The sequence below is a fragment of the Mycobacterium persicum genome (genome assembly GCF_002086915.1).
Lineage (GTDB): Bacteria > Actinomycetota > Actinomycetes > Mycobacteriales > Mycobacteriaceae > Mycobacterium > Mycobacterium persicum.
This window is the reverse complement of sequence record NZ_MWQA01000001.1, coordinates 4,525,990-4,549,162: the sequence shown is the minus strand read 5'-3', so window position 1 is coordinate 4,549,162 and position 23,173 is coordinate 4,525,990. Positions and strand designations below refer to the sequence as shown.

20 protein-coding genes are annotated in these 23,173 nt (G+C 67.6%); 9 read left to right on the top strand and 11 right to left on the bottom strand.

What is annotated here, in order from left to right; all coding sequences use genetic code 11:
- The first annotated feature begins 47 nt into the window (after positions 1 to 47).
- Positions 48 to 1,844, top strand: a complete 1,797-nt coding sequence (locus B4U45_RS20745) for an acetyl-CoA carboxylase biotin carboxylase subunit (protein WP_075547750.1) — start codon at positions 48 to 50, stop codon at positions 1,842 to 1,844.
- A 231-nt stretch (positions 1,845 to 2,075) separates the two neighbouring features.
- Positions 2,076 to 2,480, top strand: a complete 405-nt coding sequence (locus B4U45_RS20740; protein ID WP_241780268.1) for an STAS domain-containing protein — start codon at positions 2,076 to 2,078, stop codon at positions 2,478 to 2,480.
- Here the strand turns inward: B4U45_RS20740 and B4U45_RS20735 are convergent.
- On the bottom strand, positions 2,451 to 3,239 hold the full coding sequence (locus B4U45_RS20735) for an RNA polymerase sigma factor SigF (RefSeq protein WP_075547748.1): 789 nt from the start codon (positions 3,237 to 3,239) through the stop codon (positions 2,451 to 2,453). The genes B4U45_RS20740 and B4U45_RS20735 overlap by 30 nt on opposite strands.
- Entirely contained in the window at positions 3,236 to 3,673 is a 438-nt protein-coding gene (locus B4U45_RS20730) for an anti-sigma factor (protein WP_075547747.1), read from the bottom strand. Before B4U45_RS20730 ends, B4U45_RS20735 begins: the two co-directional genes overlap by 4 nt.
- Positions 3,674 to 3,831: 158 nt before the next feature.
- Between B4U45_RS20730 and B4U45_RS20725 the strand changes: the two genes are divergently transcribed.
- Positions 3,832 to 3,981, top strand: coding sequence for a hypothetical protein (locus tag B4U45_RS20725; RefSeq protein ID WP_162877283.1), 150 nt, complete (start codon positions 3,832 to 3,834; stop codon positions 3,979 to 3,981).
- 122 nt (positions 3,982 to 4,103) lie between these two features.
- Here the strand turns inward: B4U45_RS20725 and usfY are convergent, their stop codons facing one another.
- The 4 genes from usfY to B4U45_RS20705 all read right to left on the bottom strand — a co-directional run bounded on the left by usfY (position 4,104) and on the right by B4U45_RS20705 (position 6,814).
- Complete coding sequence (gene usfY / locus B4U45_RS20720; RefSeq protein ID WP_075547746.1) at positions 4,104 to 4,415, bottom strand: protein UsfY; 312 nt, start codon at positions 4,413 to 4,415, stop codon at positions 4,104 to 4,106.
- Between the two features lie 56 nt (positions 4,416 to 4,471).
- Positions 4,472 to 4,864: a hypothetical protein gene (locus tag B4U45_RS20715; RefSeq protein WP_075547745.1), complete on the bottom strand. Its 393-nt coding sequence runs from the start codon at positions 4,862 to 4,864 to the stop codon at positions 4,472 to 4,474.
- 95 nt (positions 4,865 to 4,959) lie between these two features.
- On the bottom strand, positions 4,960 to 6,309 hold the full coding sequence (gene lat, locus B4U45_RS20710; RefSeq protein ID WP_075547744.1) for an L-lysine 6-transaminase: 1,350 nt from the start codon (positions 6,307 to 6,309) through the stop codon (positions 4,960 to 4,962).
- 52 nt (positions 6,310 to 6,361) lie between these two features.
- Positions 6,362 to 6,814: an Lrp/AsnC family transcriptional regulator gene (locus B4U45_RS20705; RefSeq protein ID WP_075547743.1), complete on the bottom strand. Its 453-nt coding sequence runs from the start codon at positions 6,812 to 6,814 to the stop codon at positions 6,362 to 6,364.
- Between the two features lie 30 nt (positions 6,815 to 6,844).
- On the opposite strand from B4U45_RS20705, the gene hglS reads away from it, so the two are divergent.
- From hglS to nei2, 5 genes are read left to right on the top strand one after another with little or no spacing between them, the layout of a single operon-like run.
- Positions 6,845 to 8,095 (top strand): 2-oxoadipate dioxygenase/decarboxylase, encoded by a 1,251-nt coding sequence (gene hglS, locus B4U45_RS20700; RefSeq protein ID WP_099223251.1) that lies wholly within the window; start codon positions 6,845 to 6,847, stop codon positions 8,093 to 8,095.
- Entirely contained in the window at positions 8,092 to 9,606 is a 1,515-nt protein-coding gene (amaB, locus tag B4U45_RS20695) for an L-piperidine-6-carboxylate dehydrogenase (RefSeq protein ID WP_075547741.1), read from the top strand. The genes hglS and amaB overlap by 4 nt, the downstream gene beginning before the upstream one ends.
- A 48-nt stretch (positions 9,607 to 9,654) precedes the next feature.
- Positions 9,655 to 10,332, top strand: coding sequence for a TetR/AcrR family transcriptional regulator (locus B4U45_RS20690; RefSeq protein ID WP_075547740.1), 678 nt, complete (start codon positions 9,655 to 9,657; stop codon positions 10,330 to 10,332).
- Between the two features lie 30 nt (positions 10,333 to 10,362).
- Positions 10,363 to 14,925 (top strand): ATP-dependent helicase, encoded by a 4,563-nt coding sequence (locus tag B4U45_RS20685; protein ID WP_122526382.1) that lies wholly within the window; start codon positions 10,363 to 10,365, stop codon positions 14,923 to 14,925.
- A 4-nt stretch (positions 14,926 to 14,929) separates the two neighbouring features.
- The gene (gene nei2, locus B4U45_RS20680) at positions 14,930 to 15,694 is read left to right on the top strand and encodes an endonuclease VIII Nei2 (RefSeq protein WP_075547738.1); all 765 of its coding nucleotides are present in this window, start codon (positions 14,930 to 14,932) and stop codon (positions 15,692 to 15,694) included.
- Positions 15,695 to 15,841: 147 nt separating this feature from the next.
- Here the strand turns inward: nei2 and B4U45_RS30500 are convergent, their stop codons facing one another.
- The 5 genes from B4U45_RS30500 to pstS form a co-directional block, all read right to left on the bottom strand.
- A complete protein-coding gene (locus B4U45_RS30500) occupies positions 15,842 to 17,818 on the bottom strand; it encodes a PE domain-containing protein (RefSeq protein ID WP_075547737.1) in 1,977 nt (658 codons plus the stop codon).
- A 193-nt stretch (positions 17,819 to 18,011) separates the two neighbouring features.
- Positions 18,012 to 18,929 carry a CE1 family esterase gene (locus B4U45_RS20670; RefSeq protein WP_219859499.1) on the bottom strand — a complete coding sequence of 306 codons (918 nt, stop codon included), beginning with the start codon at positions 18,927 to 18,929 and terminating at the stop codon, positions 18,012 to 18,014.
- A gap of 51 nt (positions 18,930 to 18,980) precedes the next feature.
- Positions 18,981 to 19,787 (bottom strand): MBL fold metallo-hydrolase, encoded by an 807-nt coding sequence (locus B4U45_RS20665; RefSeq protein WP_075547736.1) that lies wholly within the window; start codon positions 19,785 to 19,787, stop codon positions 18,981 to 18,983.
- 230 nt (positions 19,788 to 20,017) lie between these two features.
- Positions 20,018 to 21,172, bottom strand: coding sequence for a PPE family protein (locus B4U45_RS20660; protein WP_075547735.1), 1,155 nt, complete (start codon positions 21,170 to 21,172; stop codon positions 20,018 to 20,020).
- Between the two features lie 133 nt (positions 21,173 to 21,305).
- The gene (gene pstS / locus B4U45_RS20655) at positions 21,306 to 22,361 is read right to left on the bottom strand and encodes a phosphate ABC transporter substrate-binding protein PstS (RefSeq protein WP_240316588.1); all 1,056 of its coding nucleotides are present in this window, start codon (positions 22,359 to 22,361) and stop codon (positions 21,306 to 21,308) included.
- Positions 22,362 to 22,813: 452 nt separating this feature from the next.
- Between pstS and B4U45_RS20650 the strand changes: the two genes are divergently transcribed.
- A complete protein-coding gene (locus B4U45_RS20650; RefSeq protein ID WP_075547734.1) occupies positions 22,814 to 23,167 on the top strand; it encodes a DUF732 domain-containing protein in 354 nt (117 codons plus the stop codon).
- Positions 23,168 to 23,173 lie beyond the last annotated feature (6 nt).

The following is a 23,173-nucleotide window of genomic DNA, read 5'->3' as shown; positions in this document are numbered from 1 at the left end:
ACTTGTAAGAAATTCTCTTAAAGACGTTCAGCCCTACAGGAGGCGCAGTGGCCAGTCACGCCAGCTCCAGGATCACTAAAGTTCTGGTCGCCAACCGCGGCGAGATCGCAGTCCGGGTGATTCGGGCGGCCCGGGATGCCGGCCTGGCCAGCGTGGCCGTCTACGCCGAACCCGACGCAGACGCCCCGCACGTACGGCTGGCCGACGAGGCGTTCGCCTTGGGCGGTCAAACCTCGGCCGAGTCCTACCTGGACTTCGAAAAGCTGCTCGATGCGGCGGCAAAGTCCGGTGCCAATGCCATCCATCCCGGCTACGGCTTCCTGTCGGAAAACGCCCACTTCGCCCAGGCCGTGATCGACGCCGGCCTGATCTGGATCGGGCCCAGCCCGCAGTCCATCCGCGACCTCGGCGACAAGGTCACCGCCCGTCACATCGCCGCCCGCGCCCAGGCGCCGCTGGTGCCCGGCACCCCGGACCCGGTCAAAGACGCCAACGAGGTGATCGCCTTCGCCAACGAATACGGACTGCCGATCGCGATCAAGGCCGCTCACGGCGGCGGCGGCAAGGGCATGAAGGTGGCCCGCACCATCGACGAAATCCCCGAACTGTACGAGTCGGCCGTGCGGGAAGCCACGGCCGCGTTCGGCCGCGGCGAGTGCTTCGTCGAGCGTTACCTGGACAAGCCGCGCCACGTCGAGGCCCAGGTGATCGCCGACCAGCACGGCAACGTGGTGGTCGCCGGGACCCGCGACTGCTCACTGCAGCGCCGCTACCAGAAGCTGGTCGAGGAGGCACCGGCGCCGTTCCTGACCGACGCGCAGCGCAAGGAGATCCACGAATCGGCCAAGCGGATCTGCAAAGAGGCCCACTACTACGGCGCCGGAACCGTCGAATACCTGGTCGGCCAGGACGGCCTGATCTCCTTCCTGGAGGTCAACACCCGCCTTCAGGTCGAGCATCCGGTCACCGAGGAAACCGCCGGCATCGACTTGGTGCTACAGCAGTTCAAGATCGCCAACGGCGACAAGCTCGACATCACCGAGGACCCCACCCCGCGCGGGCACGCCATCGAGTTCCGGATTAACGGCGAGGACGCCGGGCGCGGCTTTTTGCCCGCACCCGGCCCGGTGACCAAGTTCCACCCGCCCAGCGGCCCGGGCGTGCGGCTGGACTCCGGCGTGGAAACCGGCTCGGTGATCGGCGGCCAGTTCGACTCGATGCTGGCCAAGCTGATCGTCCACGGCGCCGACCGCGCCGAGGCGCTGGCGCGTGCCCGCCGGGCGCTGGCCGAATTCGAAGTCGAGGGTCTGGCGACGGTCATCCCCTTCCACCGGGCGGTGGTGTCCAACCCGGCGTTCATCGGCGACGAGCACGGATTCTCGGTGCACACCCGCTGGATCGAGACCGAGTGGAACAACACCGTCGAACCCTTCACCGGCGGCGAGCCGAGCGACGAAGAGGACGCCCGGCCGCGGCAGAAGGTGGTCGTCGAGGTCGACGGCCGCCGGGTCGAGGTGTCACTGCCTGCCGATCTCGCACTGTCCGGCGGTGGCGGGTGCGACCCGGTCGGTGTTATCCGGCGCAAGCCCAAGCCGCGCAAGCGTGGCGCCCACAGCGGTGCGGCTGCCTCCGGCGACGCTGTGACCGCGCCCATGCAGGGGACCGTGGTGAAGGTCGCGGTCGAAGAAGGTCAGGAAGTGGTGACGGGCGATCTGGTGGTTGTCCTGGAGGCGATGAAGATGGAGAACCCGGTCACCGCGCACAAGGACGGCGTCATCACCGGATTGGCCGTCGAAGCCGGGGCCGCAATCACCCAGGGCACGGTGCTCGCCGAGATCAGGTAGCCGCTCACCGCGCCAACCCCGCCTGACCAGCGATTCTCTGAGTCGGATCGGAGAACGTTGTCGCCCCGGCACCCGCCGGGTAGCCTCAAAACAGGTTGAGTTCACAGCCGCCCGGAGCTACGTCCTGTCAGTGCGTCAGGGTCGCGAGGGAGGCAAATTCCCTGCTTAAGCGGCGCAGCGCACACTCGACGTGGTCGACACCAAAGAATGTTCGATGGATGGAGTCCACGATTGTCTGTGATCCAATCCTGGCAGAAATGCGGAACCGCTGACTTCACCGCCAGCTATGGTTCGTCGTCCGGCGTGGTCACCGTAGAAGGTGAGCTCGACGCCGCCAACGCCGACCATCTCGCCGGATACGTCCAGCAATGCGTGAAGTACTGCCGGTGGCTGACCCTGGACCTACGGCGTCTGGAATTTATTGGGACTGCCGGGTTTTCCGCTCTTCACCGAATCAACGTGGTCTGCTCGGCGGCCGACACCCAGTGGGCGATGGTGCCGAGCCGGGCCGTATCGCGGTTACTGGAAATTTGCGATCCCGACGGCGCGCTGCCGGTCATGGAGCCGGTGAACCGGGTGAACGGCGCCCCCGACGGCGACCTGCGCCTACTCGAGCTGGTCGCGGAGCCGCGCTAGCGACTTGGCCAGCAGCCGGGACACGTGCATCTGGGAGATGCCGACCCGCTCGGCGATCTGGGTCTGCGTCATCGATTCGAAAAACCTGAGGATCAACACCGTTCGCTCGCGCTCGGGCAGCGCCTCGAGCAGCGGGCGCAGCGACTCGCGATCTTCGATTCGGTCCAGGCCGGCATCCATGTCGCCGAGGGTGTCCGCGATGGCGCGGGCGTCGTCGTCTTCGTTACCACCACCGCTGTCGATGGACAGCGTGTTGTAAGAGCTGCCCGCCACCAGCCCCTCGACCACCTCGCCGCGGTCCATCCCGAGTTCGGCGGCGAGTTCGGTGGCGGTGGGCGCCCTGCCGAGCCGCTGCGACAACTCGGCGGTGGCGGTGCCCAACCGCAGGTGCAGTTCCTTCAGCCGGCGAGGAACCTTGACTGACCAGCTGTTGTCCCGGAAGTGCCGCCTGACTTCCCCCATGATGGTGGGCACGGCGAACGAGACGAAGTCCGACCCGGTATCGACATCGAAGCGGACTACCGCGTTGACCAGTCCGACCCGGGCGACCTGAATCAGGTCGTCGCGGGGTTCGCCGCGTCCCTCGAACCGCCGGGCGATGTGATCGGCCAGCGGCAGGCAGCGCTCCACGATCTTGTCGCGGTGGCGCTGGAAATCCGGTGAGTCGGGGTCAAAACCGGCCAACTCACGAAACATCTCCGGGACATCGGCGTATTCGTTCGGCCGTGAAGCAGAACCGCCGGCAGCACGCGGCGTCACCTGCCAGAGGCCGCCCGTCGGGCCGTCAACACAATGCCGAACACACTGCCGGCGGCGTCAGGCATGCGGCCGTCGTGGAAAGTCTGGACGTCGTCGGCCAGCGACGTCAGGACATGCCAGCTGAAGCTGCCCGGCGCCACTACGTCGTGGGTGTCGCACATCGCGGACGCCTCCACCACGAGTTCGTCGTCGCGCGGGTCGACCACCAGCGTCAAGGTCGCGTTCGGTGTGGCGGAACGGATCAGCCGGGTACACACTTCGTCGACCGCCAGTCTCAGGTCGGCGACCGCGTCGAAATCCAAGTCCTCGAAGGTGCCGATGGCGCCGACCAGGGTGCGCAGGATCGCCAAATTCTCCAAGCGCGCAGCAACCTTCAGCTCGACGGCGCGCTCGCCGCGTTGGTGCCTGTTGGGACGCGCATCGGCATCGCTCATGTGGCCTCCCGGCAATTTTTGACCGACACTACTACTACTGATTTGGGTCCCGAGTTGACTGTCGATTTCGGTCCCTTTCCGATCGCCTCCCGGAGGCCCGTTTTGGGCCGCGCGTTCTAACCGGTTGGTCATGGCCGCCACCGGGTATTCAACCAGCCATGGACGAGGCGGACGGGACCGACACAATCCGGACGCGCCGGCTCCGGCGCGTCGCCGTGATCGCCGTGATCACCTTGGTGGTTTTCATCGCGGTCGCAGCAGCAATCTATGTCGGTGCCTTCGTGATTCTGTCCCCGATGATGGGGTGACAGCGCCGACGCGGCAAAGCCAGTACTCGTCATGGTTCACACCTGATACCCCGTCGACGCCACCGGTAAAACAAAACCGTCGCCCGGTTTTGTGGCGCGGCGTCAACCGGCACTGGAAGCCGCTAGCTGGCCAGCCGTTGGCGCGGTACCTCCGGGTGTTCGGCATACCACCGCTCGGCGATTCGGCGCACCCGCCGGTGCTCCACGGCCAGCCACACCAGCCCGGCCACCGTGACCACGAGCGCCGCGACACCGGCGACCATGCCCTGGGAGTGATGCCCGGTGCCGAAGGCGGCAAGAGACCCGACACCGCCGATAACCCCGGCCACCACCAGCAGGTACCCGGGCCAGTGCAGCACGTCGATCAGTGACTCGCCGGCCAGCGGCCGCGTCGTATGCAGGTGGTCGACGGGGTCGTGGTAGGTGTCCCCCATGGTTCCTCCTCGTTCTCACTCGTCAGCGGCCGGACTCGCGGGACACGATGGCGGGGTCAGAGCCAACTAACCGCCAGTGCCGGGCCGGCGATGGGAGGCACGCCCATGGACACGGCCACCACCATCAGCGTCAACAAGAACCATCCGGCACCGTGCCATCCCCACCAGGTACCGCGGGCTCGCCACACCTGATAGGTGCGGATGAAGGCCCAGATGCCACCGGCCAACAGAATCAGCGGGCCGCCGAAGGCCAGCAGGGTCCGCTCCGGCGGGCCACAGGCCACCGTGTCCACGGCCGCGCCGCCGCACGTGCTGACCCACAAGGCCGCCATGATGACAAACCCCGCACCAGCGCCGGCGGCCAGGACTGCGAACCGGATGGCGGCGCGAACCTCGGCGTCGTCTTGTCCTAGTCGGTCACCGGGTGACCGTTCGCGTGTCTTCTGCATCCTGAAAACCCCAATCCCGCGTTCGCGGAGTACAACGTTTCCATACCCCGCGCTCAGCCCAGGCAAACGGTGCGACCAGGTCCGACCAGGTCCGACTACGTCACAGCCGTCAATGCGGCACGTACACCGGCGATCGCGGCATCGATCTCGGCGCGCGTGACGGTCAAGGCCGGACGGAAACGCACCCCGTCGTCACCGGCCGGCAGCACGATCACCGCGCGTTGCCACAACTGGCGGATCACGTCGTCACGGTCCGCGGTGGTCGGCAGGCTGAAGGCACACATCAGCCCCCGCCCGCGCGGATCCAGTACCAGGCCCGGGAACTCCTGGGCAAGCTCGTCGAGCCGGGCGCGCAGGTGTCGGCCCTGCCGGGCCGCATGTTCGAAGAGTCCGTCGTTTTCGATCACCTCCAGGATGCGGCGGGCCCGCACCATGTCGACCAGGCTTCCGCCCCACGTCGAGTTGAGCCGCGACTTGACCGCGAACACGTTGTCGGTGACCTCGTCGACGCGGCGGCCTGCCATCACCCCACAGACCTGCGTCTTCTTGCCGAAGGCCACGACATCGGGCGCCACGGCCAATTGCTGGTAAGCCCAAGGGGTTCCGGTGATTCCACAGCCGGTCTGCACCTCGTCAAATATCAGCAGCGCGTCGTGTTCGTCACACAACTGCCGCATCGCCGCGAAGAACTCGGCCCGGAAGTGGCGGTCGCCGCCTTCTCCCTGGATCGGCTCGGCGATGAAACAGGCGATGTCGTGGGGGTGCGCCTCGAATGCCGCGCGGGCCTGCCGCAGCGCCTCGGCCTCCAGCGCAGCCATGGCCGACTCGGTTAACCCCGGCCGGATATGGGGCGCGTCGATGCGCGGCCAGTCGAATTTCGGGAAGCGGGCCACGGTGACGGGTTTGGTGTTGGTGAGCGACAGGGTGTAGCCGCTGCGGCCGTGAAATGCGCCGCTCAAGTGCAGCACCCGGGTGCCCAGCGCCGGATCGATGCCGCGGGCCTGGTTGTGGCGGCTTTTCCAGTCGAATGCGACCTTGAGGGCGTTCTCCACCGCCAAAGCGCCGCCCTCGACGAAGAACAGATGCGGCAGCGCCGGGTCGCCCAACACCCTGACGAAGGTCTCGACGAAGCGCGCCATCGCCACCGAATACACATCGGAGTTGCTGGGTTTGTTCAACGCGGCCTCGGTGAGTTCGGCGCGGAATTCTTCGTCACCGGCCAGCGCCGGATGGTTCATGCCCAGCGCCGACGAGGCGACGAAGGTGAACATGTCCAGGTAGCGCCGGCCGGTTCGGGCATCGACCAGATAGCAGCCGGCCGACCGGGACAGATCGAGCACCAAGTCGAGGCCGTCGACCAGCATGCTGCGGCCCAGCACCTCGTGGACCTGGTCTGGCGTGACGGGCCGGCGGGTGTGCGCAGACAATCTCACGGCCGCGGTCATATCACCATGCTAGCCGTGATTTTACGGAGCACGATGACATCTATCGGAAAGATTATGGTATGAACTGCCGATCACTGTAAAAAGTATTCAGGATGATGGTGCTTCGAGTGCGCACGTTGGCGGCGGTCCGGATTCGCTGCAGTAGGTCCTCCAATGCCCGGGCGGACTCGACGCGCACCAGCAGGACGTAACTCTCCTCGCCGGCCACGGAGTGACACGCTTCGATTTCGTCGATGTGTTCCAGCCGGGCGGGCGCATCATCGGGTTGGGAAGGGTCCAAAGGAGTGATGGCCACGAACGCTGACAGCAGGTGCCCGACGGCCTCCGGGTTGACCCGCGCCGTATACCCGGTCACCACGCCGCGCGACTCCAGCCGGCGCACCCGCGACTGGACAGCCGAGACCGACAGACCGGCACTGGCGGCCAGCTCCGCGAGGGTGGCCCGCCCGTCGGCGACCAGCTCGCGCACCAGGATCCGGTCGATGTCGTCGAGCCTGTCAGCCATGGCCGGAGACTATCGCAGCGGCGGCACCCGATGACTCCGGTCACGAGGCTGGCCACCTGGCAACTGCGGGCCCGCTTCGCCGCCGGTCTGTCGGCCAGGTATGCCGCCGAAGTGCCCGCCTACACCACGCTCGTGACGGTGAGTACGCAGGTCAACGCCGACTACGCGGCGCGCCACGGCGACGCCGAACGGTTGGGCTCGCTGCGGCGGGTCACCGCCGAACGGCATGGCGCCATCCGGGTGGGCACCCCGGCCGAGCTCGCCGCCGTCGCCGACATGTTCGCCGCGTTCGGCATGGAACCGGTCGGCTGTTACGACCTGCGCTCGGCGCGGTCGCCGATTCCCGTGGTGTCCACCGCATTTCGCCCGATCGACGCAGATGAACTGGCGCGCAACCCGTTTCGGGTGTTCACGTCGATGCTGGCCACCGGCGACAGCCGGTTCTTCGATGCCGGGCTGCGCAACCGTGTGCAGAACTTCCTGGCGCGGCGGCAGTTGTTCGATCCCGCGCTGCTGGCCCGGGCGCGGGTGATCGCGGCCGACGGCGGCTGCGACGCCGCAGAAGCGCAGGTTTTCGTCGCGGGCGCGGTGGCCGCATTCGCGCTGTCGCGAGAACCGATCGACAAGTCCTGGTACGACGAGCTGTCCCGGGTGTCGGCGGTGGCCGCCGACATCGCCGGGATCGGCAGCACCCACATCAATCACCTGACGCCGCGGGTGCTGGACATCGACGAGCTGTACCGCCGGATGAGCGGGCGCGGGATCGCCATGATCGACACCATTCAGGGTCCGCCGCGTACCGGCGGACCCGCCGTGTTGTTGCGGCAGACCTCTTTTCGCGCGCTGGCCGAACCGCGGCTGTTTCGCGGTGCCGACGGCCGTATCACCGAGGGCAGCCTGCGGGTGCGCTTCGGTGAAGTCGAGGCGCGCGGTGTCGCCCTCACCCCGCGCGGGCGTCAGCGCTACGACACCGCGATGGCACATGCCGACCCGGCCGCCGTGTGGGGGGACTACTTCCCGGCCACCGATGCGGAGCTGGCCGCGCAGGGTCTGGCCTACTACCGTGGCGGCGACCCGTCGGCGCCCATCGTCTACGAGGACTTCCTGCCGGCCTCGGCGGCCGGAATCTTCCGCTCCAATCTGGACGGCGACGGCAGCGCCGGCAGGGACGTCGGCGATGATTCCGGCTACGACGCGCAGTGGTTGGCCGGGGCCATCGGACGCGATATCCACGACCCCTACGCACTCTATGAAGCACAGGCCAAGGAGGCTGTCGCATGACCAGCACCAGCGAGCTACGCGACCGGGTCCTGGGGGCTTTCGACGCGATCGGGGTGACCGCCGGCCTGGGCGAGCCGGGCGGGCACGGGATGCCGGTCAGCACCCCGATCACCGGCGAGTCATTGTTCACGCTCGCCTACACCACGCCCGAGCAAGCCGATCGCACGATCGCCGAAGCGGTGCAGGCGTTTTCGACCTGGCGCGGCACGCCCGCGCCGGTGCGCGGCGCGCTGGTGTCCCGGCTCGGGGAGTTGCTCACCGCGCACCGGCACGACCTCGCCACGGTGGTGACGGTCGAAGTAGGCAAGATCACCGCCGAGGCGCTGGGCGAAGTCCAGGAGATGATCGACATCTGCCAGTTCGCGGTCGGCCTGTCGCGCCAGCTCTACGGGCGCACCATCGCCTCGGAGCGCCCGCGGCACCGGCTGATGGAGACCTGGCATCCGCTGGGCGTGGTCGGGGTGATCACCGCGTTCAACTTCCCGGTCGCGGTGTGGGCGTGGAACACCGCGGTGGCGCTGGTGTGCGGGGACACCGTGGTCTGGAAACCCTCGGAGCTGACCCCGCTGACTGCGCTGGCCTGTCAGGCATTGCTGACCCGGGCCGCCGCCGACGTCGGCGCCCCGCCCTCGGTGAGCGGCGTGCTGTTGGGCGAGGCGGATCTGGGAGAACTGCTCGTCGACGACCCGCGCGTCGCGCTGGTGTCGGCGACCGGTTCGGTGCGGATGGGCCGGCAGGTCGGTCCCCGCGTCGCCGCCCGCTTCGGCCGGGTGCTGCTGGAGCTGGGCGGCAACAATGCGGCCATCGTGGCGCCGTCGGCCGATCTGGAGCTGGCGGTGCGAGGCATCGTGTTCGCCGCCGCCGGCACCGCCGGCCAGCGCTGCACCAGCCTGCGCCGGCTGATCGTGCACCGCTCGATAGCCGACGACGTGGTGACCCGGGTCACCGCCGCCTTCCGCAACCTGCCCGTCGGCGACCCGTCGGCGCCGGCCACGCTGATCGGCCCGCTCATCCACGAGACCGCCTACCGCGATATGGTGGGCGCGCTGGAGCAGGCGCGTGCCGATGGCGGTGAGGTTATGGGCGGCGAGCGGCACCAGGACGAGCACCCGAGCGCCTACTACGTTGCGCCCGCGGTGGTCCGGATGCCGTCGCAGACGGCCATCGTGGCGACCGAGACGTTCGCGCCGATTCTCTACGTGTTGATCTACGACCAGCTCGACGACGCTATCGCGCTCAATAATGCTGTGCCGCAAGGTCTTTCGTCGGCAATCTTCACCAATGACCTGCGCGAGGCGCAGCGCTTCCTCGACGAATCCGACTGTGGAATCGCCAACGTGAACATCGGTACCTCGGGTGCGGAGATCGGCGGCGCCTTCGGCGGCGAAAAGCAAACCGGCGGCGGGCGCGAGTCCGGTTCGGACGCCTGGAAGGCCTACATGCGCCGCGCCACCAACACGATCAACTACTCCCCCGAGCTGCCGTTGGCCCAGAGCGTGCGGTTCGGCTAAGAATCAGGTCTAGCGGAGCCGGTAGTCGACATGAGTAATATCGTCCCCATGGCGACAGCCAGGAGGCGGTTATCCCCTGAGGACCGACGCGCCGAACTGCTGGCCCTGGGGGCGGAAGTTTTCGGAAAGCGACCTTACGACGAGGTCCGCATCGACGAGATCGCGGAGCGCGCCGGGGTGTCGCGCGCGCTGATGTATCACTACTTCCCCGACAAGCGGGCGTTCTTCGCCGCCGTCGTCAAGGACGAGGCGGACCGGCTGTACGCGGCCACCAACAAACCGCCCGCCCCGGGCCTGACGATGTTCGAAGAGATCCGCACCGGCGTGCTGGCCTATATGGCCTATCACCAGCAGAACCCGGAAGCAGCCTGGGCGGCCTATGTCGGCCTGGGCCGATCGGACCCGGTGCTGCTGGGCATCGACGACGAAGCCAAGAACCGCCAGATGGAACACATCATGACCCGCATCGGCGAGGTCGTCAGCGGCATCCCGGGCACCAGCGCGCTGGAGCCGGAGGTCGAGCGCGACTTGCGGGTGATCATCTTCGGCTGGATCGCGTTCACCTTCGAAATCTGCCGGCAGCGGATCATCGACCCCACCACCGACGCCGAACGCCTTGCCGACGCCTGTGCACATACCCTGCTGGACGCGATAGCACGGGTGCCACAGATCCCGGAGGAACTGGCCCATGCGATGGCGACCGCGCGCGACTTGCCGCAACGGTGAGTTGTCGGTAGTCGTTGGCACGATGGTCAGGTGAGTTCTGACCCGCTAGGCCGATTCAGCGCGATCACCCGCGACTGGTTCGCCAGCACTTTCGCCGCGCCCACCGCCGCGCAGGCCAGTGCCTGGGCCGCCATCGCCGCCGGTGACAACACCTTAGTCATAGCTCCGACCGGCTCCGGCAAGACGTTGGCCGCCTTCCTGTGGGCGCTCGACAGCCTGGCCGCCGCGCCGGGTCGGCCGGCCGGAACCCGCGTCCTCTACATCTCGCCGCTCAAGGCGCTCGGGGTCGACGTCGAGCGCAACCTGCGCACCCCGCTGGCGGGGCTGACCCGGCTGGCGGAGCGCCGGGGTCTACCCGCGCCCGGCATCAGCGTCGGGGTCCGCTCCGGCGACACCCCGCCCGCGGCACGCCGGCAGCTCATCGCGCGGCCACCCGACGTGCTGATCACCACGCCGGAGTCGCTGTTCTTGATGTTGACCTCGGCCGCCCGCGAGACGCTGGCCAACGTCGAGACCGTCATCGTCGACGAGATCCACGCCATCGCGGCCACCAAGCGGGGCGCTCATCTGGCGCTGTCGCTGGAGCGCCTCGACGACTTGGCGGACTTGACGCCGGGGCCGGGCGGGAGGCGCCGCGCGCAACGCATCGGCCTGTCGGCGACGGTGCGTCCGCCCGAGGAACTCGCCCGGTTCTTGTCCGGACAGTCGCCGACCACCATCGTCGCTCCGCCCGCGGCCAAGACCCTGGAGCTGTCCGTGCAGGTGCCGGTGCCCGACATGGCCAACCTGGCGAACAACTCGATCTGGCCCGATGTCGAGGCCCGGCTGGTCGACCTGATCGAAGCCCACAATTCGACCATCGTGTTCGCCAACTCGCGACGGCTGGCCGAACGACTCACCGCGCGGCTCAACGAAATTCACGCCGAACGCTGCGGCGTCGAGCTCGGTGCCACGCCTGATCAGAAAACCAACCCGCAGGTGGCCGGCGGCGCCCCCGCCCACATCATGGCAAGCGGCCAGAGCTTCGGCGCCCCGCTGATGTTGGCGCGCGCCCATCACGGATCGGTCAGCAAGGAGCAGCGCGCCCTGGTCGAGGAGGACCTCAAACGCGGGCTGCTCAAGGCGGTGGTGGCGACGTCGAGCCTGGAGCTGGGCATCGACATGGGTGCGGTCGATCTGGTGATCCAGGTGGAGGCGCCGCCGTCGGTGGCCAGCGGCCTGCAACGCATCGGGCGGGCCGGCCATCAGGTTGGTGAGATCTCGCGTGGCGTGCTGTTTCCCAAGCACCGCACCGACCTGCTCGGCTGTGCGGTGAGCGTGCACCGCATGCTGGCCGGCCAGATCGAGACCATGCGGGTGCCGGCCAATCCGCTGGACATCCTGGCCCAGCACACGGTGGCGGCGGCCGCGCTGGAGCCGCTCAACGCCGACCGCTGGTTTGACACCGTGCGCCGCAGCGCCCCGTTCGCGACCCTGCCGCGCAGCGCGTTCGAGGCCACCCTGGATCTGCTGTCCGGCAAGTACCCGTCCACCGAGTTCGCCGAGCTGCGGCCGCGGTTGGTCTACGACCGGGATACCGGCATGCTGACCGCGCGTCCGGGCGCGCAGCGACTCGCCGTCACCTCCGGCGGCGCCATCCCCGACCGCGGGCTGTTCACCGTGTGGCTGGCCACCGAAAAGCCTTCGCGGGTAGGCGAACTCGACGAGGAGATGGTTTACGAGTCGCGCCCCGGCGATGTCATCTCGCTGGGGGCCAGCAGCTGGCGGATCACCGAGATCACCCACGATCGGGTGCTGGTGATCCCCGCGCCGGGCCAGCCGGCGCGGTTGCCGTTCTGGCGTGGCGACGACGTCGGCCGCTCGGCCGAGCTGGGCGCCGCGCTGGGCAAACTGACCGGCCAGCTGGCCCGCCTGGATCGCGAGGCGTTCGGCAAGCGTTGTGCCGCTTTGGGTTTCGACGACTACGCCACCGACAACCTGTGGGGCCTGCTGGCTGAGCAGCGCGCCGCCACCCGGATGGTGCCCACCGACACCTCCCTGCTGGTCGAGCGGTTCCGCGACGAGCTGGGCGATTGGCGGGTGATCCTGCACTCCCCCTACGGGCTGCGGGTGCACGGACCGCTGGCGCTGGCGGTGGGCCGGCGGCTGCGGGAGCGCTACGACATCGACGAGAAGCCCACCGCCTCCGACGACGGCATCGTGGTACGGCTGCCCGATTCTGGGGACGCCCCGGCGGGGGCCGAACTTTTCGTCTTCGACGCCGAGGAGATCGACGCCCTCGTCACCGCCGAGGTGGGCGAGTCGGCACTGTTCGCCTCCCGGTTCCGGGAGTCGGCGGCGCGGGCTTTGCTGCTACCCCGTCGCCACCCCGGCCGCCGCTCGCCGTTGTGGCACCAGCGCCAGCGCGCCGCCCAGTTGCTGGAGGTGGCCCGCAAATATCCCGACTTCCCGATCGTGCTGGAAACCGTCCGCGAGTGCCTGCAAGACGTCTACGACGTCGCGACCTTGACCCGCTTGATGGCCGATATCGCCCAGCGCCGGGTGCGGATCGCCGAGGCCGACACCGCGACACCCTCCCCGTTCGCCGCCTCACTGCTGTTCGGTTACGTCGGTGCGTTCATCTACGAGGGCGATGTCCCGCTGGCCGAGCGCCGCGCGGCGGCGCTGTCACTGGACAGCACGCTGCTGGCCGAGCTGCTGGGCCGCGTCGAGTTGCGTGAGCTGCTGGACCCGGAGGTCATCGCCGCGACCGGTCGCCAGTTGCAGCACCTGACGGCCGACCGGGCGGCCCGCGACGCCGAAGGCGTGGCGGACCTGCTGCGGCTGCTGGGTCCGCTCACCGAGGCCGAAGTCGCCGCACGCGCGGGCGCGCCCGACGTCGGGGGCTGGCTGGAGGGGTTGCGCGCGGCCCGGCGCGCCCTGACGGTGGCCTTCGCCGGGCGCAACTGGTGGGTGGCCGTCGAAGACATCGGCCGGCTGCGTGACGGCGTCGGCGCGGCGGTTCCGGTGGGGCTGCCGACCGCGTTCACCGAAGAAGTAGCCGACCCACTGGGCGAGCTGCTGGGCCGCTACGCGCGCACCCATACGCCGTTCACCACCACCGAGGCCGCGGCCCGGTTCGGCCTGGGCCTGCGGGTGGCCGCCGACGTGCTGGGTCGGCTGGCCGGTGACGGCCGGCTGGTACGCGGCGACTTCGTCGCCGCGGCGGCGCCGGGCGGCGCCGGGGCCGAGCAATGGTGCGACGCCGAGGTGCTGCGCATCCTGCGGCGCCGGTCGCTGGCCGCGCTGCGGGCCCAGGTCGAGCCGGTCAGCACCGCGGCCTACGGCCGCTTCCTGCCGGAGTGGCACCAAGTGGGCGCCACCGACGCGGGCGGCGTCGACCGGCTCGCGGCGGTGATCGATCAGCTTGCCGGCGTGCGGATTCCGGCTTCGGCGCTGGAGCCACTGGTGCTGGCCCCGCGAGTCCGCGACTACTCCCCGGCGATGCTCGACGAGCTGCTCGCCAGCGGCGAGGTCACCTGGTCGGGCGCCGGGTCGATCTCGGCCAGCGACGGCTGGATCAGCTTGCATCTCGCCGATTCCGCGCCCTTGACGCTGGCATTGCCTGCCAACCAGCCCGCCGAGATCGAGTTGACCGATGCCCATCGGGCAATCCTGGACACGCTGGCCGGCGGCGGCGCGTACTTCTTCCGCCAGCTCACCGGAAACGGACCTGCCGAGACCGACCTCAAAGCCGCGCTGTGGGAACTGATCTGGGCCGGCTGGGTCACCGGCGACACGTTCGCGCCGGTGCGCGCGGTCCTCGGCGGCGGCCCGGGCGCCCGTAAGCGGTCCGCCCCCGCCCACCGCGGACACCGCCCGCCGCGGCTGAGCCGATACAGCGTCGCGCATGCCCAGGCGCGCGCCGCCGATCCCACGGTGGCGGGGCGATGGTCGGCGCTGCCGCCCCCCGAACCGGACTCCACGCTGCGGGCCCACTATCACGCCGAGCTGCTGTTGAACCGCCACGGCGTGTTGACCAAGGGCGCGGCGGCCGCCGAAGCTGTGCCGGGCGGGTTCGCCACCCTGTACAAGGTGTTGAGCGCATTCGAGGAGGCCGGCCGCTGCCAGCGCGGCTACTTCGTCGAGTCGTTGGGCGGCGCTCAGTTCGCCGTGGCATCCACCGTGGACCGGCTGCGCAGCTACCTCGACGGGATCGACCCGCAGCGGCCGGAGTACCGAGCTGTCGTGCTGGCCGCCACCGACCCGGCCAATCCCTACGGCGCCGCACTGCCGTGGCCTATCGCCGAACGTGAGGGCGCGGCCCGGCCGGGCCGCAAGGCCGGGGCACTGGTCGTGCTGGTGGACGGCGAGCTGACCTGGTTCCTCGAGCGCGGCGGCCGCACCCTACTGACCTTCACCGACGACCCGGGTTCCAGCCACGCGGCGGCCATCGCGGTGGCCGATCTGGTGGCGGCCCGCCGGGTCGCGTCGATCCTGGTGGAACGCGTCGACGGGATACCGGCCCTACAGCCTGGCGGGCCGGGCTCGGTGACCGACGCCTTGACCGATGCTGGCTTCGGACGCACCCCTCGCGGCTTGCGGCTGAGGTGAGCCGATGCCCGAGGGTGACACCGTTTGGCATACCGCGGCCGTACTGCGGCACCAGCTGGCCGGCCGGACGCTGACCCGCTGCGACATCCGGGTGCCGCGGTTTGCCACCGTCGACCTCAGCGGGCACATGGTCGACGAGGTGCTCAGTCGGGGTAAGCATCTGTTCATCAGAGTCGGCGGGGTCAGCATTCACTCCCACTTGAAGATGGACGGCAGCTGGCGAGTTGCCGAGCGCCCGGTGCGGGTGGATCATCGGGCGCGAATCATCTTGGAGGCAGGCAACATTCGGGCGGTCGGTGTCGACCTGGGTGTGCTGGAGCTGCTGGACCGGGACAACGACGGCGCCGTCGTCGCCCATCTGGGACCCGACCTGTTGGGCGAGGATTGGGATGCCGCGGTTGCGGCCGCCAACCTGGTCGCCGATCCGGACCGGCCCATCGCCGAGGCGCTGCTCGATCAGCGGGTACTGGCCGGGATCGGCAATGTCTATTGCAACGAGCTGTGTTTCGTCAGCGGGCATCGGCCGACGGCGCCGGTCAGCGCCATCGCCGATCCGCGGCGCCTCGCCGCCCGTGCGCGAGAGATGCTGTGGGCCAACCGTTTCCGCTGGAGTCGTTGCACCACCGGCGACACCCGGGCCGGTCGGCGGCTGTGGGTCTACGGACGGGCCGGTGAACCCTGCCGGCGCTGCGGAACCCGCATCGAATACCTGCACGCCGGTGGCAGCGCCGGGCGAGTCCAGTTCTGGTGCCCGAGCTGCCAGCACTGACCTAATCCCTTCCGCGCCAAAAGAACTGCACCGTGGCTTGTGACCGGTCGAAAGCGCGTCGTGGCCCGGGCGGTCGCCTGGGCAGATATTGGGTGCTGCCCGGCGGCCAGCACCCACCGCGGGCAGGCCCAGCGGCTACCCGCAGCCTTAGGGGTAGAAGGGGTTGAGAACCGGCGGGATGATTTGGTTGCCAGTCACACCGGTGAGCCTGACCCAGATCTGAGCGGGGATGTTGAGCGACTGGTAGAAGGCGGCGCCGAGCCATGAGACCGGTAGCTGTAAGAAGCTGGGCACCGCGTCGACGATGTTTTGTATCGGGGAGTACACGAAGTAAGGAATCGTGGCCGCGACCGTGCGCGACCCCAGACTCAGGTCGGTCGCGATATCCGGATACCCCTGTCCGGCGAAATCGGCGCTGAGCACACTGAACAGGTTGGGGCCGGGATTAACGTAAGTGCCGTCGAAGACGGTGGACGTCAGGGGCGCACCTTGCATATACGGCAGCGGCGGAATGCCGAATTGGTCCATGATCGTCGGCGTCGTGCTGACGATTTGCCAGGAGTTGTTGATATACCCGTCTCTCACATCATTGAAGGCCTGATCGAAGATCAGGAATGTCGCTGTCTCACGGGGTGATTGGAAGCCATGAGTGAGGCTGAAGTTTTGGGGTCCGATTTCACCATGGTCGGTGACCACCAGCGTGGAGAATTGCTCGGTGGGGTGCATCTGTTCCCAGTCGGCTACCGCTCCCAACAGGCCTGAACCGCCCATACTCGTAGGAAGTTGCCGACCGAGGTTGTAGTCCATGTTCCGAATGGCCTCTTGGTACTGCGGCGAATCACCGCCATACATGTGCGCGTTTTCATCGACCCCTACGAAGTAGGAGAAGATGAGATTGCCCTTGTTTGGATCGGCGGCCAGAATCGCGGTCTGGGACTTCTGGCCGACCAGGTTCTGCGTCGCTATCCAGTTCGTGTCGCCCGCGATCTGCGGGACGAATTCGATGTGGTCGGCCGGGTGCGAGCCGGCGCCGGCGATGTCGGTGATGACGGGCCAGTTGGCGATGACCGTGGTGTTGACCTGATCGCCCCAGGTGCCCTCGAGTTGGTTGTACACCGTCGACCAGGTGTCGTACGTCCACGCGGTGTAGACATTGTTGGTCACACCGGCAGTCTCGCTCCACACACCGGTCTGGATGGTGGTCCACGACGGGTTGGAGATGCTGGTGTGCCCGACGATCGTCGACGCGGAGGTGACGCTTTGCGTCATCAGCGCGTGGAAGTTCGGGGTGCCGCCGGGGTCGGCCAGGATCGCGGCCAGGTTGGTGCCGTCCGTGCCGATCAACAGGAAATTCGCGTCCGGCGCCATCGAAAGCAGAGCAAGGGCCTGTTGTTGAGACACCGTCAGCACCGCTGGATGCTCCCCGACGCTGCCGGTGGCTCCCGGGGCACCAAACAGGGACAACGCTCTTCCGCCCAACCCGCCGGTCCCGGCTGCGATGGATCCTATGCCGAGCCCGCCGGTACCGCCGGCCCCGCCGTTACCCAGCAGCCAGCCGCCCGTGCCGCCGGCGCCGCCGGCCCCGCCTCCGATACCGCCGGTGCCGCCGACGCCACCGTTACCGATCAACCCGGCACTGCCGCCGATCCCTCCCCGCTGGCCCACCGGACCCGACCCACCCGCGCCGCCGTTGCCCCACAGGATCCCGCCGGCCCCACCGGGTTGTCCGGTGCCGGGCATGGCGTCAAGCCCGTCGCCGATCAATGGACGCCCCAACAGGAAGTTCGTGGGCGCATTGATCACACCGAAGATGTCGTTAACGAGGGGCTGCAATGGGTTGACATTGGCCGCCTCGGCGGCCGCATATGCCCCGCTGGCGGCACCCAATGCCTGCACAAATTGCTCATGAAACGCCACCGCCTGCGCGCTGAGCGCCTGGTATGCCTGGGCGTGGCCGGAAAACAGCGAGGCAATCGCCGCCGATACTTCGTCAGCAGCAGCAGCCATCAGCGTGCTGGTCGGCGCCAATGCAGCCAGGTTCGCGGCCCGCACCGAGGAGGCGATACCCGCAGCATCGACGGCTGCTGTCGTCAACATGTCCGGTACGGCGATGAGATACGACATGGTGGCCCTCCAACCCGGCAACATGTTGACATCGGAAGATGTGGTGCTGCTCATAATTGCACGATTCCGGCACTTTTCCGAGTACTATTCCGCGGCGGCTGGCGTGGCACTGCTGATGAAGTCCTCGCCGGCGTCGCCGCTGCGGTGGCTGATCGTGTTAAGTTGTGCCGCAGGCAAATCCAACAAAGCACTCTCAGGCCCGGCCGTGCGACATAAAGAACTGCACAATGGCTTGCGACCCGTCAAAGGCGCGCGTTGTGCTACCGACGATCGTCTTGGGCAGATACTGCTTGCCGCCGGGCCGGGTGTGCCCGCCGTTGTCGATTCGATAGAAGATCACTTCGGTCCCGGCCACACATGACCGCGAGTCATAACGGCGTACCACGGTTCCATCGCCGACGTTGGGCAGTTCGTCCATCGTGGGATCGCCCTGACATCCGTCGACCGCGCGCCACCGGTCGATCATGCTGGCAGCCGAGATGGCTTGGCTGGGACCGCCGCGGCCGCGCACTTTCCCGCCGTTGAACGGCACCACCGGATCGGCGGTGCCGTGCGCCTCCATCACCGAGACCGGCCGCGACGGATTGCAGGCCACACCGACGCCCAGCGTGCCGGAGATCGGCGCGATCGCGGCGAACACGTCGGCGCGGTCGCACGCCAACCGGTTGGACATGAATCCTCCGTTGGACATTCCGGTGGCAAAGACGTGGCCGGCGGGAACCGAAAACTCGCTTTGCAGCTTGCCCACCAACGCGACCAGAAAGCCGACGTCGTCGAGATGGCGGCGGTCCGCCGGCGAGGCTCCCCGCCCGTCGGCCCAGCTCTTGTCGTAGCCGTCGGGATAGACCACCAGCAGATTGTTGGCGTCGGCGACGGGGTCGAAGGCTGACAGGCTCTGCTGACCGGCGCCGGTACCACCACCCCCGTGCAGGTTGAGCACCAATCCCACCGGCGCGCCCGGCGGCGAATGCACGATATAGGTTCGCTTCAGGCCGCCGAACTGGAATGTCCCGGCCTGATCTCGAGAACGTGCCGCCGACACGTGCTGTTCTCCGCAGCCGCCCAGGCATGCCACGAGAACGAGCGACAAGAACCATCGCACCCACGGCATGACGGCCAAGTTACCGATCGCCGCCGCGTTACGGTTGGCCACCTCGGGAATTCACACGGTTACCGAAGCGCCGCGCTCCAATTCGATGATTCGGTCGGCCAGACCACGGCGCCTCATCTCGCGGATGAAGTCGGCCAGCGGCGATGCGAAGACACCGTAGTCGTCGAAGTGGATGGGGATCAGCGTCGGCAGCCCGAGCAACTGCACCAATCCCGTGCCCTGGCGTGCGTCCATGGTCACGGTCAGGCCGAAGTGCAGTCGGCGGCCGGCCGGCAGCCGGGTCCCGCCCAGGTGCAGCACGCCCAGATCGATCGAATCGAAACGACGGGGAATCTCGTTGAGCTCCTCGACGAGCAAGGTGTCGCCGGAGACATACAGTCGGCGCAGCATCGAAGAGTCGGCGGATGTGAATTCGAGCATGGTGCCCATGACCGGCGGCAGCAGCCGATGAATTCCCAGCGGCGCGTGCCGGCCGGGCAGCGATGTCATGGTCAGCCTGACGCCGGCGTTGCTGATCGTTTGCCGCTGCCAAGTGGGCAGGCCGAATGCGTGCCGGAAACCGCGACGACGCAGCCGTTTGGCGGCATGCGGAGTGGTGACGACGGGCAGGTCGTGATCGAGGCCCCGTTGCGCCACCCGGTCCCAGTGATCGCCGTGCATGTGCGACAGGACAATGGCGTCGATCGGCGGCAGTTGATCGATGCTCAACGCCGGCTCCCGCAGCCGCTTGGACACCAGCCCGTAGCCCAGGTAGGCGTGCTGCCCCCGATGCAGGAAGTTCGGATCGGTCAGCACGGTCAGGCCACCGGCGCCGATCAGCGTGGTGGCGTTGCCGATGAACGTGACGGTGATTGCCATGACGTCCAATGCCTTCCCAGATTCCATCGTCGGCGACTACCCGAATAGCAGCGGTTCAAGCAGCCCGAAAACTCGTTCCGACAGCGGGTCCCCGCATGACCTGCAGTCCACGCGTGTGACCCGCTTCTTGTCGGGGACCTCGGCGCGTTTCGACATCGCCGCGTTTGCCGGGGTTTGCGACGACGGCCCATGCCGACCGTTTTCGAAGTGTTGCCGGTGATACGGTCCGATCAGCCCGCCGACGGCGGTCGCGGCATCACGGTGCCCTTGAGCTCCACACCGTATTCGAGGTCCTCGTACTTTGGTTGTTTCCTCTTACGCCAACCACTACCGGCCGAAATCGGCGGCGGCATCAGTGGCGGGAGCATCGGGAATCCGGAATCCCCCGCGGGCAGAGGGGACACCGCCGAGGCCAGCTGCACCGGCGTGTGGGAAGCGGCCAACAGCCCGACCACCGCGGGCGGTGCGGTCAGGTTGCCCATCGACACCCCGACGCCCAACGCTGCCGCGGGTGCTTCCGCTGCCCCCAGGGCTCTGGCCGCGCTGGAAAAATTAGCGGCCGACATCCCCAGCGCCGATTCGCCCTCCGATAGGCCCTCGGCGATGTCGGGTGCCACCGATTGCAGTGCCTGGGCTGACGTGTTTTGCGCCAGGTAGCTGAGCAGGTTGATGGGAAACCCGGACGAAATGAACTGGTTGGCGTACGTATTCGCCAGCCCGAACCAGCCGCTGTTGGGGTCGAAGGCGACCCCAAACGCTTGCAAAACCGCATCTACCGGAGAGGCAGCGGCGGCGGGTGCAGCGGGGGCCGGCGCTGCGGCGGCGGCTGCCACCCGCGTGGCTTGAGCAGCCACTCCCCCGGGAGCCGCGATGGCCGGCGGCGAAACGAACTGGGGTAGCACCAGAGCTTGCGCCGTGGCGGCCGCATACCGGTACATGGCCGCCGCATTATTCACCCACATGGCGTGGTACTGGTTCTCGGTATCGGCAATTGCCGCGAGGTTTCTGCCGAATCCGTTGGTGGCCAATAGCTTTGCCAGCTGGATCCGGTTGGCGCCGACCTCGGAGGGATGAACCATCGCCGATAGCGCGGAGTCGAATGCTGCCGCAGCAACCTGGGCCGAGGAGCCCAGCTGCCGACATTGCTGTGCGGTGACACGCAGCCAGGCAAGGTATGGGCCGATGGCCTCAACCATCGCCCGCGAGGATGGGCCCTGCCAGGAGCCGGTCAGCGCAGACAGCACCGGGGCATACGCGCCGGCAGACTCTTCCACATCGGCGCCGAGCCGCTGCCACGCGTCGGAAGCCTCGAGCAGTGACTGCGGGCCAGGTCCCGAATGGATTAGCGCCGAGGTGATCTCGGGCGGCAGGCTTATGAAATCCATGACATCTCACATTGACTAAGCGGGGTGATTGGATGCGACATTGCACTGGTCAAGGCGGGAAAATCGCTGGTCGGTTGAGGGTCGCCGTTCCGGGCGCAGACCAGCGTTCCCCGCCGGTAGGAAGGACCACCGATCACGAGACGGCGCTGACCGCGGTCGACAGTCGGGTCTTGAACTCGGCGGGAACGGGGACATATCCGCTGTCCTGCAGACCACGCTGGTCGGCATCGATCGCACTCTGCAAAAATGCCCTGACGGCGATACCGACCTGGTCATCGGGATACTTCGAGCACACGATCTCGTATGTCGCCAACACGATTGGGTAGGAGCCGGGCCGGTTCGGCCGGTAGAACGAGATGGTGTCGAATGCGAGGTCGTTGCCTTCCCCGATGAACCAGGCAGCCGAAATCGTTTTGCCCACCGAGTCGGCGCCTATGGCCACCGGATCCGGGCCCGCCGACGTGATGATCTTGGCCATGCCCAGCTGTCGCGCCCGGGCGAACGACCATTCCACGTAGCCGATCGATCCTTCGGTGCGGCTGACGGCCGCGGCGGCGCCGTCGTTGCCTTTGACGCCCTCGCCGGCGTCGCCGTTGAACCGCTTGCCCGCCCCCCTGCCCCATGCGCCGTTGGAAGCGGTATCGAGGTATCTCTGGAAGTTGTCGGTGGTTCCGGATTCGTCGCTGCGGAACACGACTCGAATTGGTTCATCTGGCAGGGTGACGCCGGGGTTGAGCGCCTGAATCGCAGGATCGCTCCAGGTCATGATGCCGCCGTTGAAGATCTTGGCCGCGGTCGGACCGTCGAGGCTCAGCGACGCCAGGCTCGTGACGTGATAGGTAATCGCGATGGGCCCGAACGCCACGGGCAAGTTCCACGCGGGCGAGCCGCACCGTTGCTCCGCGCTGGCATACTCCTCTTTGTTCAGCGGTGAATCGGAGCTTCCGAAATCGGTTTGGCCGCCCGTGAACTCACTAATGCCGGCACCGGAACCGTTGGGCGTGTAATTCACCGACTGCCCCGGGCAGGCGCGTTCGAAATCCTTGGTAAATCTCACCATTGCGTTTTCCTGAGCGGTGGAACCGCTTGCCTTCAGCGTCGGCTTACCGCCGCAAGCGACTTTGCTCGACGGCGTTACTGTTGCCGCATCTGCTCCTAAAGTGTTGTCGCTGCCACATGCCGTCAACATCACTGCAAAGCCGAGGCTGCCCAGGGTGGTCCAGAATCGGCTGCGCTTCCGTGGAACTCGTGAGGACAGCCCGAAAGGGACAATCGCTGCCGACCGATCTGCGGCCCGCCAAACTGCTGTCTTCCTCCCAGCCATGAGGCATGGTAACCACATCGGGTATACGAACTTTGGGCCCAACCATGCCTGGGCACAATATGATTCACGATTTCATCGACAGTTTCCACCTGGTATACGGTCGCGACATGCCGACGCCACCAAAGGTGGTGAGGCTTTGCTCACGCTTTACCAACAACCGAAGAACACTGGCCATAGCCGTGGACCGACGAGGTCAGGCCATCGCAACTTTGGCTAACGCGCGGCCCGCAGCAAGGAGTTCGCACGTCCGATTACGCCGGGTAATGATCGCAGGCGGCGTGGCATGCCGTTGGATTTGTCAGCGGGAGGTTCCAGCGATGGCGACCAGCCTGATGCGGCAGAGCGGAACCGCCCGAACGCTGCCGGTGCGCCTCATCCTGGTAGTCGCGCTGTTTTGCCTAGCCGAACTGGGCACCCCGACGGCACAAGCCGACGGGGTCGATGCCGCGTTCCTCAATGCGGTGAAGGCCAAAGGCATCAACTTCGCATCGCCGCAGACCGCTATCATGGCCGGCCACCAGGTGTGCGATGAACTCGATCAGGGCAGGCACAAGGCCGACGTCGCGAATGACCTAGCCAAGGGCGGCAACTTGGACGGCTATCACGCCGGATACTTTGTCGGCCTGAGCGTCGCCGCGTATTGCCCCAGACATCACCACACCTCGACCTGAGCCATC

What these genes read in the sequence shown, in the direction of transcription:
- B4U45_RS20730 (WP_075547747.1), bottom strand. Translation starts at nt 3,673, where the DNA reads ATGAGCGATGCCGATGCGCGTCCCAACAGGCACCAACGCGGCGAGCGC.
- B4U45_RS20725 (WP_162877283.1), top strand. Translation starts at nt 3,832, where the DNA reads ATGGACGAGGCGGACGGGACCGACACAATCCGGACGCGCCGGCTCCGG.
- usfY (WP_075547746.1), bottom strand. Translation starts at nt 4,415, where the DNA reads ATGGGGGACACCTACCACGACCCCGTCGACCACCTGCATACGACGCGG.
- B4U45_RS20715 (WP_075547745.1), bottom strand. Translation starts at nt 4,864, where the DNA reads ATGCAGAAGACACGCGAACGGTCACCCGGTGACCGACTAGGACAAGAC.
- lat (WP_075547744.1), bottom strand. Translation starts at nt 6,309, where the DNA reads ATGACCGCGGCCGTGAGATTGTCTGCGCACACCCGCCGGCCCGTCACG.
- B4U45_RS20705 (WP_075547743.1), bottom strand. Translation starts at nt 6,814, where the DNA reads ATGGCTGACAGGCTCGACGACATCGACCGGATCCTGGTGCGCGAGCTG.
- hglS (WP_099223251.1), top strand. Translation starts at nt 6,845, where the DNA reads ATGACTCCGGTCACGAGGCTGGCCACCTGGCAACTGCGGGCCCGCTTC.
- amaB (WP_075547741.1), top strand. Translation starts at nt 8,092, where the DNA reads ATGACCAGCACCAGCGAGCTACGCGACCGGGTCCTGGGGGCTTTCGAC.
- B4U45_RS20690 (WP_075547740.1), top strand. Translation starts at nt 9,655, where the DNA reads ATGGCGACAGCCAGGAGGCGGTTATCCCCTGAGGACCGACGCGCCGAA.
- nei2 (WP_075547738.1), top strand. Translation starts at nt 14,930, where the DNA reads ATGCCCGAGGGTGACACCGTTTGGCATACCGCGGCCGTACTGCGGCAC.
- B4U45_RS30500 (WP_075547737.1), bottom strand. Translation starts at nt 17,818, where the DNA reads ATGTCGTATCTCATCGCCGTACCGGACATGTTGACGACAGCAGCCGTC.
- B4U45_RS20670 (WP_219859499.1), bottom strand. Translation starts at nt 18,929, where the DNA reads ATGCCGTGGGTGCGATGGTTCTTGTCGCTCGTTCTCGTGGCATGCCTG.
- B4U45_RS20665 (WP_075547736.1), bottom strand. Translation starts at nt 19,787, where the DNA reads ATGGCAATCACCGTCACGTTCATCGGCAACGCCACCACGCTGATCGGC.
- B4U45_RS20660 (WP_075547735.1), bottom strand. Translation starts at nt 21,172, where the DNA reads ATGGATTTCATAAGCCTGCCGCCCGAGATCACCTCGGCGCTAATCCAT.
- pstS (WP_240316588.1), bottom strand. Translation starts at nt 22,361, where the DNA reads ATGTTGACGGCATGTGGCAGCGACAACACTTTAGGAGCAGATGCGGCA.
- B4U45_RS20650 (WP_075547734.1), top strand. Translation starts at nt 22,814, where the DNA reads ATGGCGACCAGCCTGATGCGGCAGAGCGGAACCGCCCGAACGCTGCCG.